Raw genomic sequence first — 13,077 nt, forward strand, 5'->3', positions numbered from 1 at the left:
CCAGCTCATCATACGAAGGACGGACACCTTCTCCCACAACAAGATCATCCCACAGTCACGCTCAAGTCCCGGAAATGGCCTGAACAGTTACCGATTCACTGGGTTCGTCGGCTGGCACGAAGGTATGGGCGACCCGGACATCCGATTGCTGCAGAGACTGGTTCCGTATCATCTGCCGTTGATCTTGATCGCCGTCGCTCCCGCCATCGTCGCAGTCCCACTGGCTTTGTCTGCAGGGAGCACGTTCGTTGCGAGCATTCCTGTTCTTGTCGTCGTGGCTTGTCTGCTGGTCGTCTATGTCGTCGAGCTGCTGCGAAACCGGAGGCTGCTCTGATCCGGGCTTTGTGACGCCCGCGGATTAGTTCGGGCAGGACGGGCCGTATGACTGCCGGTGCCCCATACGACGACTTCGCCGAGGCCTACACCGCCGAGAACGAGACCAGTCTCATGAACGCCCACTACGAACGGCCCGCGACGCTGGAGCTCGCCGGGGACGTGGCCGGGCGGCGGATTCTCGACGCGGGCTGTGGCTCGGGCCCGCTGCCCTACCTGGAGGACTGGAAGCCGGCCCTCGCCGAGCTGCGGCGGGTGCTCAAGACCGGGGGCCGGCTGATCGCCTCGGTCAACCATCCCTTCATGGTCAACCTCACGCATCGCCAGGCCGGGCCGCGGCCCGGCTACTTCGAGCGGTACACCTGGACCGACGAATTCGACCTGCACGGCCGGACCGCGCGGATGACCTTCTGGAACCGGCCGCTGCACGCGATGACCGACGCCTTCACCGCCGCCGGCTTCCGGATCTCCGTCATCGGCGAACCCCACCCCACCGCGGAAGCCCGTGAGCTGTTCCCGGACGACTTCGCGCTCCTCGACACCTTCCCGAGCTTCCTGTTCTTCGTCCTCGAAGCCGGCTAGGAGCTGCTACTGCTGGTACGGCCCGCGCGGCGGCTGGTAGCTCGGCGGCGGGGCCTGCTGATACCCCTGCGGCGGCGCGGATCCCTGCTGCTGCGGAAACCCCGGTTGCTGCTGGTGTCCCGGCTGCAGCGGGAATCCGGGGTGCTGCCGGAATCCCTGCGGCGCGTATCCCGGCGCCGGAACGAAGCCGGGCTGCTGGGCGGGCACGGCCTGAGGGACCGGGCCGGATCCCTGGCCGGCCCGGCGCCGGACCGCGACGACCAGCCGCCAGCCGCACAGGGCCCCGATGCCCGCGCCGATTCCGAACGTGACCCACCGGCCGCCGTTCTTGAAGGTGTTCGCGCTGTCGATCGATTCCTGGCGTTTCTCTTCGTAGGTCTCGCTGGACGTCTGGCCGTACTGGGTCCGGTCGCAGGTCTGCCCCGGTCGCATCTCTTCGCTGCCGCACAGCACCTTGGCGCTCGGATCCCCGGAACCGAACAGGCCGAGCGCCACCAAGCCCAGTCCGAACAGCAGGCCGACAGACCACCAAACCACGCTTTTCACTGACTCCCCCTCTACGCCAAACGGGCTAACGGGGGTATCAGACCACAAAACGATCTGTGACGCACATGCTTCCGACGTAACTCCGTGGCCAAAAAGGGCACACCCTAGGTGAGGTCGTCCAGGAGCGCCTGGATCGCCGCCGCCATGGTGGCCGGGTCGCCGTCTCCTGGGCGCAGCGTCAGGTCCGGCGCGGTCGGCCGCTCGTAAGGTGCGTCGATCCCCGTGAACCCACGGATCTCGCCGGCCCGCGCCTTCGCGTACATCCCCTTCGGGTCCCGCGCCTCGCACATCGCCAACGGCGTGTCGACGAACACCTCCACGAACGGAAGGTCGGCGTGCACCTCACGGGCCCGGGCCCGGTCCGACGCATAAGGGCTGATCAGCGACGCGATCGCCACCACGCCCGCGTCCGCGAACAGGCGGGCCACCTCCGCCACCCGCCGGACGTTCTCCGCGCGGTCCTCGGGGCTGAAGCCCAAGCCCGCGTTCAGCCCGTGGCGCAGGTTGTCGCCGTCCAGGAGGTACGCCGGGCGGCCCGCCGCGACCAGGCGGCGCTCCAGCTCCACCGCCACCGACGACTTGCCCGACGCCGACAGCCCGGTCAGCCACACCGTCGCGCCGCGGGTCGGGCGGTCTTCGCGGCGGACCGCCGCGGTGTGCCAGACGACGGGAGACGCGACCGCGCCGGTGATCATGCCCGCCGCGACCGTGTCGCCCGTGTGCTCGTCCACCAGCAGGAACCCGCCCGTGGCGCGGTTGCGGCGGTACGGGTCGAACAGCAGCGGCGCGCGCGTGCGCAGCCGGATCCGGCCGATGTCGTTCAGGGACAACGACTCCGCGGAGTCGCGGTGCAGGGTCGTCACATCGAGGCGGTACTCCAGCCGCTCCACCGTCCCCCGCGTCTCGGTGGTCGTGTGCCGGACGACGTAGGAGGCACCCGGTGTCAGCGAAGACCGCGACGAGAACCAGCACACCAGCGCGTCCACCTCGCGGGCCGACTCCGCGCGGTTGCCGGGCCGGCACAGCATCGCGCCCCGGCCCAGGTCGAGGTCGTCGGCCAGCTCGACCGTCACCGCTTGGCCGGTGAAGGCTTCGGAGAGGGGCGTCCCGCCCGGGCCCCACACCGCGCGCACCCGGGAGGTGATCCCCGACGGCAGCGCCACGACCTCGTCGCCCGGCTTGAACACCCCGCCGGCGATGGTGCCCGCGTAGCCGCGGAAGTCCGACCGGCGGATCACGTACTGCACCGGGAACCGCGCGTCGATCAGGTTGCGGTCGGACGCGACGTGCACCTCTTCCAGCTGGTGCAGCAGCGAAGTCCCTTCGTACCAGGGCATGCTCGCGCTGCGGTGGACGACGTTGTCGCCGTGCAGCGCCGAAACCGGCACGAACGTCAGGTCGGCGACGTCCAGCTTCATCGCGAACCGGCGGAAGTCCTCGCGGATCTCCTCGAACCGCTCCTGCGACCAGTCGACGAGGTCCATCTTGTTCACGCACACGACCAGGTGCCCGATCCCGAGCAGCGACGCGAGGAACGCGTGCCGCCGCGACTGCTCGAGGACGCCCTTGCGCGCGTCGACCAGGACCAGCGCCAGGTCGGCCGTCGACGCGCCGGTCACCATGTTCCGCGTGTACTGCAGGTGCCCCGGCGTGTCCGCGATGATGAACTTCCGCTTGGGCGTGGCGAAGTAGCGGTGGGCGACGTCGATCGTGATGCCCTGCTCGCGTTCGGCGCGCAGGCCGTCGGTGAGCAGCGCGAGGTCCGGGTAGTCCTCGCCGCGCTCCCGGCTGGCGCGTTCCACAGCGGCGAGCTGGTCGGTGAAGATCGCCTTCGAGTCGAACAGCAGCCGGCCGATCAACGTGGACTTGCCGTCGTCCACGCTGCCCGCCGTGGCGATCCGCAGCAGCTGCATCAGAAGTAGCCTTCCCGCTTGCGGTCTTCCATGCCTGCTTCGGAAATGCGGTCGTCCGCACGTGTCGCACCGCGTTCGGTGACGCGCGTCGCGGCCACCTCGGCGACCACTTCGGACGGGGTCGCCGCCGACGACTCGACGCAGCCGGTGCACGTGGCGTCGCCGACGGTCCGGAAGCGCACGGTCGCCTCGTACGGCTTCTCGCCGTCCACAAGGGACAGGAACCGCGTCGCCGCCAGCAGCATGCCGTCGCGCTGGACGACCGGGCGCCGGTGGGCGTAGTACAACGGCGGCAAGGCGATCCGCTCGTCGCGGATGTACTGCCAGATGTCCAGCTCGGTCCAGTTCGACAGCGGGAACACGCGGATGTGTTCGCCGCGCCGGTGCCGCCCGTTGTAGAGGTTCCACAGCTCCGGGCGCTGCGCCCGCGGGTCCCACTGGCCGTGCTCGTCGCGGAAGCTGAACACGCGTTCCTTCGCGCGAGCCTTCTCCTCGTCGCGGCGAGCGCCGCCGAACACGGCGTCGAAGCCGCCTTCGCGGATGGCCCGCAGCAGCGTGACCGTCTGCAGCCGGTTGCGGCTGGCTCCCGGGCCGGTCTCCTCGACGACGCGGCCGGCGTCGAGGTCGTCCTGCACGCTCGCCACCTCCAGCCGGAGGTTCGACGCGGCGACGGTCTCGTCGCGGAACCGCAGGACCTCGTCGAAGTTGTGGCCGGTGTCGACGTGCAGCACCGGGAAGGGCAGCGGCGCCGGCCAGAACGCCTTCGCGGCGGCGTGCAGCATCACCACCGAGTCCTTGCCGCCGGAGAACAGCAGGACGGGGCGCTCGAAGGTCGCCGCGACCTCACGGAAGACGTGCACGGCCTCCGCTTCGAGCGCGGCCAGGTGCGAGAGCTCGTACGAGGTCACGGACACCGGAAAAAAGTAGAACATGTTCTTGTCATCGGTCAAGCGGTGCGGGACCCTGGGGGCATGGACCTGGTCGTACTCGAAGAGATCCGCCGGCTGAAGTACCGCTACCTCCGCGCGGTCGACCTGAAGCAGTGGGACGAGGTGGCCGACACCTTCACCGCCGACGCCACGGCCGACTACGGGACCCGTGCGACCGGTGAAGACGGGAAGCACTTCGAGGGGCGTGACGCCATCGTCGCGTTCCTCACCGAGAGCCTCGGCAACGGCATCATCACCGTCCACCACGCAGGTCAGCCCGAGATCGAGGTCGACGGCGACACCGCGACGGGGCGGTGGTCGTTCACCGACAAGGTCATCGTGCCCGAGCACAAGGTGATCATCGAGGGCGCCGCGTTCTACGAGGACACCTACCGCCGCGAGGCCGACGGCGCCTGGCGGATGACGCACATCGGGTACGTCCGGACGTATGAGTCGATGCTCTCGTGGGCGGACGACCCGGGCTTCCGGCTGCTCGCGAACCGCTGGGCCGTTCCGGCATGATCGAGAACGAGTTCTCGTTGACCCGGTCGTTCGCCGACGCGATCGCCGAGGCCGAGAAGCTGATCGCGCAAGCGCCGCCGGCGCAGACCGAGCAGGGCCTCCTGGAGGGCTACGACTACCTCGCCGGGAGCATTCGCGCGTCGCTGCAGATGGCGTGGGCCTACCAGCGCGACTTCCCGTACTTCACGGCGTCCACCGGGCCGTACACGAAGATGGGCCTGGACAACCCGGACACGCTGTACTTCAACGCGAACATCCGCGCCGACCACGAGTACCTCGTCACCGGCGTCCGCGGGACCACCGCCGACCTGAGCTTCCAGATCCTCAACGGCGACTACTCGCCGGTGGTGGTGCCCGACAGTCTCGCCGCGTTCGACGACCGCGCCATCGAGATCGGCGAAGACGGCCGGTTCGAGCTGCGCTTCGGCCCGGCTCGCGAGAACCCGGGCCCGAACTATTTCGTCCTGGGCGAGGGCTCGTCGATGCTCGTCGTCCGCGAGGTCCACAGCGACTGGGCGACCGAGAAGCGCGGCGAGATCCGCATCCGGTGCGTCGACACGGCGGGCCAGGCGCCCCCGGTGCCGGACCGCTCGGCGCTCGCGAAGCGCTACGGCGTCACCGGCAAGATCCTGCTGAGCCGGCTCAAGACGTTCCTGGCCTTCCCGAAGTGGTTCTACGACAACCTGCCGGTGAACACGATGACCGAGCCGCGCTCGACGCCGGGCGGCCTGACCACGCAGTTCTCCTCGGCCGGGCACTACGAGCTGGGCGACGAAGAGGCGATGATCGTCACGGTGCCCCGCTGTGCCGACGCGCCGTACCAGGGCATCCAGCTCGGCAGCCTCTGGTACGTCTCGCTCGACTACATCAACCACCAGACGAGCCTCACCGCCGACCAGGCCCGCGTCGACCCGGACGGCAAGATCCGGTTCGTCATCAGTGAACGCGACCCCGGCGTGGCGAACTGGCTGGAGCGCACCGGGCACGACCGCGGGTACGTCCAGATCCGCTGGCAGCGGCTCGCGCGCGACCTCGGGCCGGACGACGGCCCGGTCGTCGAGGTCGTCAAGGTGGACGAACTGCCCGACCGGCTGCCGTTTTTCGACCAAGCGCGGGTGACGCCCGCCGAGTGGTCGGCGCGAATCGCGGCCCGGCAGGACGCCGTTGCCGCCCGGATGCTGGGGTGAGCGTGGAGAACCTGTTGCAGGGCAAGGTGGTCGTGGTTTCGGGCATCGGCCCGGGACTCGGCCGGTCGATCGCCGTGCGCAGCGCCATGGCGGGAGCTGACGTCGTTCTCGCGGCGCGCACCGAGTCACGGCTCACCGAAGTCGCGAAGGAGGTCACGGACCTCGGACGACGTGCCGTCGCGGTCCGGACCGACATCGACGACGAGGACTCCGCCGCGAACCTCGTGAGCGAGGCGGTCGAGGCCTTCGGCCGGGTCGACACGGTGGTGCACAACGCCTTCGCCGTCCCGCCGCTGACCGATCTGGCCACGGTGGACCTCGACGCCGTCCGGGCCGGGTTCGAAACGGCCGGGATTTCGGTGCTGCGGCTGACGCGGCTGTTCCTGCCCGCGCTCAAGGAGAGCAAGGGCTCGCTGGTGATGATCAACTCGGCGGTGCTGCGGCACTCGCGGCGCACGTTCGGCGCGTACAAGATGGCGAAGTCGGCGCTGCTGTCGCTCTCGCAGAGCCTCGCCAGCGAACTCGGCCCGGACGGCGTGCGCGTCAACACCATCGCGCCGGGCTACATCTGGGCGCCGAACCTCAAGTGGTACTTCACCTACCTCGCCAAGGAACGCGGCATCACACCGGAAGAGGTCTACGCCGAGACCGCGTCCACAATAGACTTGCGGAAGCTGCCGGAGCCCGACGAAATCGCCGACGCCGTCGTGTTCCTCGCCTCGTCGATGGCGCGTGCGATCACCGGGCAGTGCCTCGACGTCAACGGCGGCGAGTACCACCACTAGGAGGATCCATGCTCCCCGGCCGCGAAGACGTCGGCACCGTCGAGGACCTGCACGCGTCGGCCACCAAACTCACCGGGCTCGGCGACTTCGGCGATGACGAGTACGTCGAAGGCCTGCGCGTGCTGCTGGAGTCGTACGAGGCCGACGAGGACCTCACGCCGTTCGGCAACAAGGTGCACCGGGCGATGCTGCGCGGCGCGCTCGTCGCCCGGCTGCTCAGTGAAGCGGGCTGGAAGCAGCACCCGGCGTCCGCGTCGGTGGCGATCGAGCGGCCGATCTTCGTCACCGGCCTGCCGCGCACCGGCACGACGGCGCTGCACCGGCTGCTCGCCGAGGACCCGGGACACCAGGGCCTGGAGGTCTGGCTCGCCGAGGTCCCGCAGCCGCGGCCGCCGCGGGAGACGTGGGCGGGCAACCCGGTGTACCAGGGGATCCAGGCCGGCTACGAACGCCACCACGTCGAACACCCGGAGTTCATGGGCGTGCACCACATGTCCGCGGACCAGGTCGAGGAGTGCTGGCAGCTGCTGCGCCAGTCGATGCGGTCGCTGTCGTTCGAGTGCCTCGCGCACGTGCCGCGCTACTCGCGCTGGCTCGCGAAGCAGGACTGGACCGACGCTTACGCGCGCCACCGGCGGAACCTGCAGCTCATCGGGCTGCCGGACGCGGGCAAGCGGTGGGTGCTCAAGAACCCGAGCCACCTGTTCGCCTTGGACGCGCTGATGGCGGCGTACCCGGACGCGTTGGTGATCCAGACCCACCGCGCGCCGCGCACGATCATGGGCTCGATGTGCAGCCTGGCCGAGAAGGCCGCCGACGGCTGGTCGACGAAGTTCCGCGGCGAGGTGATCGGCAAGTCCCAGCTCGACCTGTGGGCCCGCGGCGCCGACGAGTTCCACGCGGCCCGCGCGCGGTACGACGCGGCCCAGTTCTGCGACGTCCGGTACGAGGACTTCGTCGCCGACCCGATCGGCACGGTGTCCACTGTGTACGACCACTTCGGACTGACGTTCACCGGCGACGCGCGGGCGGCGATGACCGCGCTGCACACGGAGAGTCGTTCGGGGGAGCGGAAACCGGCCCACCGCTACACCCTGGAGGAATTCGGCCTGACGCCCGAGGAGGTCGACGAGCGTTTCGCGGGCTACCTCCGCGCGTACTACTAGTCGGCCGGGATCTGCTCGGCCAGCGCCGCTCGCGAGGGGGCTGCCGGGAAGGGGTCGGCGAAGTACTGCGTCTCGTGGGTCACGAGACCGCCGTCGAACTCCATGATGCTCACGGTGCGGGTTGGCACGCCGTCGTAGGTAATCACGCACTCGCTGACCCAGAGGTCGCCGCCGCCCTGGATGCGGCGGATCGTGAAGTGGCGCTCGGCCGGATGACCGCCGCGCTGGGCCTGGATCTTCGCGCGGCCTCGGAAGCGCTCGCCGGACTGCGGGTAGTCCAGGATCGCGTCGGCGCCGTAGATCGCGTGCTCGCGCTCGACGTCTCCGCGTTCCGAAGCCGTCCAGTGCTCTTCGATCGCGGCGTGGATTTCGACGTCCATGCCGGGAAACTCTACGCGGTGATCAGCTTGACGACGTCGTCCATCGACGGGCCGGCCGCGATCTCGGCGGCCAGCTCCTTGGCCCGGTCGCGGTAGCGCGGTTCGTCCAGGACGGCGCGGACGTCCCGCCTGATCGCCCGCGGGGAAGCGGAGGCACGGGCGCGGCCGATCCCGGCGCCGGACCAGGTGACGCGGGCGGCCACCTCGCGCTTGTCCTCGCTGGCCCCGACGACGACCAGCGGAACGCCGTAGCGGAGGGCGTGGTTGACGCCGCCGTACCCGCCGTTGCCGACCATCGCGGCGCAGCGGGGGAGCAGTTCGTCGTAGGGCAGGAAATCGGCGACGCGGACGTTGGCCGGCAGCGGGCCCGGGCTCAGCCGTCCACCGCAGGTCGTCGCGACGACCAGCACGTCCTCGTCGGCGAGGGCGGCGATCGTGGGTTCGACGAGCCGGCCGAGGTCGTCGTTCGCCACGGTTCCCTGGGTGACGTGCACGAGGGGCCGGGAGCCGTCGAGGTCGCCCCACCACGGCGGCAGCGGGTGCTCGCTCGCCGCGCTGACGGTCGTCGGCCCGATGAAGTGCAGCGGCGCGCCGGGGCGCGGGTACTCGAAGCCCGGGCAGGTCATCTGCAGCACGCCGTCGCTGTGCAACGGCCAGTCGGTGAAGCGCATGCCGGGGTCCTCGCCCAGTACGTCGCGGGCTTGCCGCTGCGCCGGCCCGAGGACTAAGGGGGCGAGCACCTTCAGGATCGCGCTGTTCGGGCCGCTCGGGACCGGGGGCAGGAACGGCAGGAACCCCAGCACCAGCACGCGCGGCCGCTGCTCGCGCCGCACCAGAGCCAGACCCGCCATGAAGAGCGGGTCGCACAGGACGACGTCGACGTCGAGGTCCAGGACGCTCAGCTGGGCGGGCGTCGCGCGGACGAAGTTCGTGAGTTCGAACCGGGCGAGCTTCAGTCCCTTGAGGCCGGCGCGGCCGGGGATCGAGCCGTCGAGGTCGGTTTCGTCGAAGTCGGCCTCCGGCGGCAGGACTTTCACGGTGGCACCGAGCTTCTCGAAGGTTTCCCGGTAGCGCGCCCCGGTGACGACGGCGACCTGGTGTTTCGCCGCGAGCAGGGCTTCGACGATCGGCCGGGTCGGGCTGACGTGGCCGCGAGCGGGCTGTACGCACACGAGTACGCGGGTCATGGCTCCCCCTGGATTGACCGATACGCTGTACTATCCAATTGATGACGATACCGGAATCCGGCGGCGCGCGGCGCCGCTACGAGTCACCGGTGCGCGAGGCCCGCGCCCGGCGCACCCGGGAGCACGTCCTGGCGACGGCGGGGCGGCTGTTCGCCGAGCGCGGCTACGCGGGCACGAGCGTGCGGCAGATCGCCGCCGCGGCCGGGGTGAGCCTGGAGACCGTGACGCAGGCCGGACGCAAGGCGGACTTGCTGCTCGCCGCGTTCCGGGGCGGGTTCGCGGGCGATCCGGACGCGGTGAGCCTGGACGCGCTGGTGGGCTCGGCCACGGATCTGCCGGTGGTGGTCGGGCGCGTGGCCGAGGGGGTGCGCCGGTCGGTGCCGATCTGGCGTGCCTTCACGACGGCGGCGATGGCCGACCCGGCGGTGGCGGCGGTCCGCGCGGAGCTGGCGGTGGCCCGCCGCGCGGAGATCGTGGCCCGGCTGGAAGCGGCGGGCTTCGCGGCTTCGGCCCGGCTGGCGGACGCGATCGGGCTGCTCACGTCGCACGAGGCGTACGACCACCTGACGAACGTCTGCGGCTGGCCGCACGACGACTACGTGACGTGGGCCGCCGAGGCGATCCAGGCCCAGCTGGGGCCGCCGCAGACTCGCTAACCCGCAGCGGCGTGCAGGCCGCGCGTGCCGATGCCGCGCAGTACTTCCACCCGGTCCGCGCCTGGCCGGCTGAGCACCCAGCTCGACCCCGGCACCGCCTTCGCGCGCTTCTTCAACGGCGCCAGCAGCCGCGAAACCTCCTGGTACGACCGGATCGAGCCGCTCGCGCAGACCAGCGTCGCCAGCGAGACCGTCACCGGCAGGCCGTCCGCCGTCCAGTGGCGGTCCAGCAGCGCGCCCGCCACCGTCGCGATCTCGTCGACGTCGCAGACCACCAGGAAGTCGTCGCCGCCGACGTGGCTGACCCGCATCCGGCGCAGCTGCCCGGTCAGCCCGGTGAGCGCGCCGCCCAGCTCGCGGATCAGGTCGTCGCCCGCGGCGAACCCGGCCGTGTCGTTGACCGCCTTGAACGCGTCGATGTCCAGCCACGCGGCGACGAACGGCTCGCCGATCGTGATCCGGCGGGCGAGGTCGCGCGCCACCGTGTCACTGCCCGGCAGCCGGGTCAGCGGGTTCAGCGCCGCCGCGGCCTCGACCTTCGCCTCGGCGACGCCGCGCACCACCTCGGTCACCAGCACCACGCCGAGGCAGCGGCCGACCTCGTCGACCACGACGACGTCGTCGCCGGTGCGGCCCCAGTCGGCGTCGGTGACCAGTTCGAGGAACTCCATCGCGCCCGCGCGGGTCTCGATCGTGTGCGGCGTGTCCGCCAGCCGCGCGGCCGGGCGCTTCGCGTGCAGCGCGTGCCCGTACGGGCCGGTGACCGCGACCAGGAACCGGGTCCGGTCGACCGACCAGCGCGGCCGGTTCAGCTCGTCGATCCCGATGACGCCGCTCGGCGCGTCCGCCGCGGCCAGCACCTCCCGGACCTCGTCGCAGGTCGCGGCTTCCGGCAGGGTCGTGGCCGGGCGGAGGAAGTCGCCGACGCACTGCGCCGGACCCGGCGCGCGCGGGGCCGACCGGGGTCGCGTGAGCAGCGCGGGCGCGGGGCCGGCGGCGGTCGGCGCGGCGAGCAGGCTGCCCTGCGCGATCCGGATGCCGAGGTCGCGGACGGCGTCGAGCTGGCCGTCGGTCTCCACGCCGGTCGCGACGAGCCGGGTGTCGGTCCGGGTGGTGTAGTGCAGCAGTGCCTCGACGATGGCGGCCGACGCCGGGTCGTCCGGCAGCCCGCGCAGCACCGTGCGGTCGAGCTTGACCAGGTCGACCGGCGCCTCGACGAGCAGGCCGAGCGGCAGGTCGCCGCGGCCGAGGCCGTCGAGCGCGAGCCGGAAGCCGAGCTCGGTGAGCGTCCGCATCCCGGCGAGCGCGCGGTCGGCGGGCAGCGGCGCGAACGGCGGGCCGATCTCGAGGACGACGTCGCGGGTGCGGCGCCGGGCGTCGCCGAGCTCGGCCAGGAGGTCGTCGTACATCGCCTGCGGCGCGGCGAGGGTCCGGGCGGAGAGGTTGAGGTGCAGGGGGAGAGCCGTCGGGTTCTCGGCGTCCTGCCGGACGGCGGCGATGGCGAGCCCGAGGTCGACCTGGGCGAGGCGGCCGTCGCGGCGGGCCTGGGTGAGCAGTTCGGGGACGGTGCCCTGGTCCGGCCTGGCCAGCGCTTCCTGAGCCACGACGCCTCCGGTGTGGAGGCTGTACAGCGGCTGGAAAGCGAAGCGGACCGCGCGGGGCGACGTCACGTCCCGATCGTCGCGGGTCCGGCGGCGAAACGAAACCGATGTCGACTGATGTTCACCACCGATACCCGAATCGGAGTAACGCAGCGTGACGCCCGCCACTTGTTCAGGGTTGACTTATATAAGTTGATACTTGTAGTTTGACCGGGTGCACGCGTTCGACGTCCTGGGTGATCCGGTCCGCCGCCGGATCCTCGAGCTGCTGGCCGACGGCGAGCGGGCGGCCGGGGCGGTGACCGAGGTGATCCGGGCCGAGTTCGGCATCTCGCAGCCCGCGGTGTCGCAGCACCTGAAAGTGCTGCGCGAGAACGGCTTCGCGGTCGTCCGCCAGGAAGGGACGCGGCGGCTGTACGCGGTCGGGCACGACCCGTTGCGCGACGTCGACGCCTGGCTCGACCGGTTCCGCCGGTTCTGGACCCCGCCACTCGACGCACTGGCCACCGAAATCGCCCGCGGCAAGCGCGCGCGGCGCCTCACCGAAGGAGAAGGTTCGTGATCGACGTCAGCCACCAGATCAGCGCGGTCCGCCGCACGCTCGGCGACCGGGTGCTCGAGGGCAAGGAAGCCCGCGTCCTGACCATCAGCCAGGTCTACGACACCGACGTCGACGACCTGTGGGACGCCTGCACGAACCCCGAGCGCATCCCGCGCTGGTTCCTGCCGGTCGGCGGGGAGCTGAAACTCGGCGGGAAGTACCAGCTGGAGGGCAACGCCGGCGGCACGGTCGAGCGCTGCGACCCGCCGAAGAGCTTCGCCGCGACGTGGGAGTTCGGCGGCAACGTCAGCTGGATCGAGGTCCGCTTGACCCCGGATGGCGGCGGCACCCGGTTCGAGCTGGAGCACGTCGCGCACATCGACGAACGCTGGGACGAGTTCGGTCCGGGCGCGGTCGGCATCGGCTGGGACGGCGCCCTGGTCGGCCTGGTCCTGCACCTGTCCGCACCGGGCACGGCCGTCGACCCGGAGGCCGCGATGGCCTGGATGATGTCGGCCGACGGCATCCGGTTCATGACGGCGTCGAACGAGGCCTGGTACGAGGCCGACGTCGCCGCGGGCGAGGACCCGGCCAAGGCCCGGGCGGCGGCCGACCGCACGCTGAAGGCGTACACGACCCCGCCGGAGGCCTAGCTGTATTGACCACGGAGGTTGGGTACGGGGCGACACGTGATCGGATGATCTTGGCGTGAGGGAGGGCCTCCGGGTTCGGTGTGGATTGCGACATCT

15 protein-coding genes are annotated in these 13,077 nt (G+C 71.0%); 9 read left to right on the plus strand and 6 right to left on the minus strand.

Features of this window, described 5'->3' with window-relative positions; all coding sequences use genetic code 11:
* Both AB0N03_RS51400 and AB0N03_RS51405 read left to right on the plus strand, forming a co-directional pair.
* The coding region (locus tag AB0N03_RS51400; protein WP_364388748.1) for a hypothetical protein at positions 1-334 on the plus strand (334 nt) is incomplete at its 5' end.
* Between the two features lie 47 nt (positions 335-381).
* A complete protein-coding gene (locus AB0N03_RS51405; RefSeq protein WP_364388750.1) occupies positions 382-915 on the plus strand; it encodes an SAM-dependent methyltransferase in 534 nt (177 codons plus the stop codon).
* Between the two features lie 6 nt (positions 916-921).
* On the opposite strand, the gene AB0N03_RS51410 is transcribed toward AB0N03_RS51405, so the two are convergent.
* The 3 genes from AB0N03_RS51410 to cysD form a co-directional block, all read right to left on the minus strand.
* The gene (locus AB0N03_RS51410; protein WP_364388752.1) at positions 922-1,461 is read right to left on the minus strand and encodes a hypothetical protein; all 540 of its coding nucleotides are present in this window, start codon (positions 1,459-1,461) and stop codon (positions 922-924) included.
* Positions 1,462-1,565: 104 nt separating this feature from the next.
* Positions 1,566-3,374 (minus strand): adenylyl-sulfate kinase, encoded by a 1,809-nt coding sequence (gene cysC, locus AB0N03_RS51415; RefSeq protein WP_364388754.1) that lies wholly within the window; start codon positions 3,372-3,374, stop codon positions 1,566-1,568.
* The gene (cysD, locus tag AB0N03_RS51420; RefSeq protein WP_364388756.1) at positions 3,374-4,306 is read right to left on the minus strand and encodes a sulfate adenylyltransferase subunit CysD; all 933 of its coding nucleotides are present in this window, start codon (positions 4,304-4,306) and stop codon (positions 3,374-3,376) included. Before cysD ends, cysC begins: the two co-directional genes overlap by 1 nt.
* A gap of 39 nt (positions 4,307-4,345) precedes the next feature.
* Here cysD and AB0N03_RS51425 point away from each other — a divergent pair, with 39 nt between their 5' ends.
* Genes AB0N03_RS51425 through AB0N03_RS51440 form a run of 4 tightly spaced genes read left to right on the plus strand, consistent with a single transcriptional unit; the run spans position 4,346 to position 7,963 of the window.
* Positions 4,346-4,825: a nuclear transport factor 2 family protein gene (locus AB0N03_RS51425; protein WP_364388759.1), complete on the plus strand. Its 480-nt coding sequence runs from the start codon at positions 4,346-4,348 to the stop codon at positions 4,823-4,825.
* The gene (locus AB0N03_RS51430) at positions 4,822-6,012 is read left to right on the plus strand and encodes a hypothetical protein (RefSeq protein WP_364388761.1); all 1,191 of its coding nucleotides are present in this window, start codon (positions 4,822-4,824) and stop codon (positions 6,010-6,012) included. Before AB0N03_RS51425 ends, AB0N03_RS51430 begins: the two co-directional genes overlap by 4 nt.
* Positions 6,009-6,797: an SDR family oxidoreductase gene (locus AB0N03_RS51435; protein WP_364388763.1), complete on the plus strand. Its 789-nt coding sequence runs from the start codon at positions 6,009-6,011 to the stop codon at positions 6,795-6,797. The genes AB0N03_RS51430 and AB0N03_RS51435 overlap by 4 nt, the downstream gene beginning before the upstream one ends.
* Positions 6,798-6,805: 8 nt before the next feature.
* On the plus strand, positions 6,806-7,963 hold the full coding sequence (locus AB0N03_RS51440) for a sulfotransferase (protein ID WP_364388765.1): 1,158 nt from the start codon (positions 6,806-6,808) through the stop codon (positions 7,961-7,963).
* On the opposite strand, the gene AB0N03_RS51445 is transcribed toward AB0N03_RS51440, so the two are convergent.
* Positions 7,960-8,343 carry a nuclear transport factor 2 family protein gene (locus tag AB0N03_RS51445; RefSeq protein WP_364388767.1) on the minus strand — a complete coding sequence of 128 codons (384 nt, stop codon included), beginning with the start codon at positions 8,341-8,343 and terminating at the stop codon, positions 7,960-7,962. The two genes, AB0N03_RS51440 and AB0N03_RS51445, sit on opposite strands and share 4 nt — an antisense overlap.
* Before the next feature lie 11 nt (positions 8,344-8,354).
* Positions 8,355-9,530: a nucleotide disphospho-sugar-binding domain-containing protein gene (locus tag AB0N03_RS51450; RefSeq protein ID WP_364388769.1), complete on the minus strand. Its 1,176-nt coding sequence runs from the start codon at positions 9,528-9,530 to the stop codon at positions 8,355-8,357.
* Between the two features lie 41 nt (positions 9,531-9,571).
* Here AB0N03_RS51450 and AB0N03_RS51455 point away from each other — a divergent pair, with 41 nt between their 5' ends.
* Positions 9,572-10,186 (plus strand): helix-turn-helix domain-containing protein, encoded by a 615-nt coding sequence (locus AB0N03_RS51455; protein ID WP_364388771.1) that lies wholly within the window; start codon positions 9,572-9,574, stop codon positions 10,184-10,186.
* On the opposite strand, the gene AB0N03_RS51460 is transcribed toward AB0N03_RS51455, so the two are convergent.
* On the minus strand, positions 10,183-11,856 hold the full coding sequence (locus AB0N03_RS51460; RefSeq protein WP_364388773.1) for a GGDEF domain-containing protein: 1,674 nt from the start codon (positions 11,854-11,856) through the stop codon (positions 10,183-10,185). The two genes, AB0N03_RS51455 and AB0N03_RS51460, sit on opposite strands and share 4 nt — an antisense overlap.
* Positions 11,857-12,001: 145 nt before the next feature.
* On the opposite strand from AB0N03_RS51460, the gene AB0N03_RS51465 reads away from it, so the two are divergent.
* Positions 12,002-12,349, plus strand: a complete 348-nt coding sequence (locus AB0N03_RS51465) for a metalloregulator ArsR/SmtB family transcription factor (RefSeq protein WP_364388775.1) — start codon at positions 12,002-12,004, stop codon at positions 12,347-12,349.
* Complete coding sequence (locus AB0N03_RS51470; protein ID WP_364388777.1) at positions 12,346-12,981, plus strand: SRPBCC family protein; 636 nt, start codon at positions 12,346-12,348, stop codon at positions 12,979-12,981. Before AB0N03_RS51465 ends, AB0N03_RS51470 begins: the two co-directional genes overlap by 4 nt.
* Positions 12,982-13,077: the final 96 nt, after the last annotated feature.

The sequence above is a fragment of the Amycolatopsis sp. NPDC051061 genome (assembly GCF_040682935.1).
Taxonomy (GTDB): domain Bacteria; phylum Actinomycetota; class Actinomycetes; order Mycobacteriales; family Pseudonocardiaceae; genus Amycolatopsis.

Excerpts from the sequence above, each read along its gene's own strand:
- AB0N03_RS51405 (WP_364388750.1), top strand. The coding sequence starts at position 382 with ATGACTGCCGGTGCCCCATACGACGACTTCGCCGAGGCCTACACCGCC.
- cysC (WP_364388754.1), bottom strand. The coding sequence starts at position 3,374 with ATGCAGCTGCTGCGGATCGCCACGGCGGGCAGCGTGGACGACGGCAAG.
- cysD (WP_364388756.1), bottom strand. The coding sequence starts at position 4,306 with ATGTTCTACTTTTTTCCGGTGTCCGTGACCTCGTACGAGCTCTCGCAC.
- AB0N03_RS51425 (WP_364388759.1), top strand. The coding sequence starts at position 4,346 with ATGGACCTGGTCGTACTCGAAGAGATCCGCCGGCTGAAGTACCGCTAC.
- AB0N03_RS51430 (WP_364388761.1), top strand. The coding sequence starts at position 4,822 with ATGATCGAGAACGAGTTCTCGTTGACCCGGTCGTTCGCCGACGCGATC.
- AB0N03_RS51440 (WP_364388765.1), top strand. The coding sequence starts at position 6,806 with ATGCTCCCCGGCCGCGAAGACGTCGGCACCGTCGAGGACCTGCACGCG.
- AB0N03_RS51445 (WP_364388767.1), bottom strand. The coding sequence starts at position 8,343 with ATGGACGTCGAAATCCACGCCGCGATCGAAGAGCACTGGACGGCTTCG.
- AB0N03_RS51450 (WP_364388769.1), bottom strand. The coding sequence starts at position 9,530 with ATGACCCGCGTACTCGTGTGCGTACAGCCCGCTCGCGGCCACGTCAGC.
- AB0N03_RS51455 (WP_364388771.1), top strand. The coding sequence starts at position 9,572 with ATGACGATACCGGAATCCGGCGGCGCGCGGCGCCGCTACGAGTCACCG.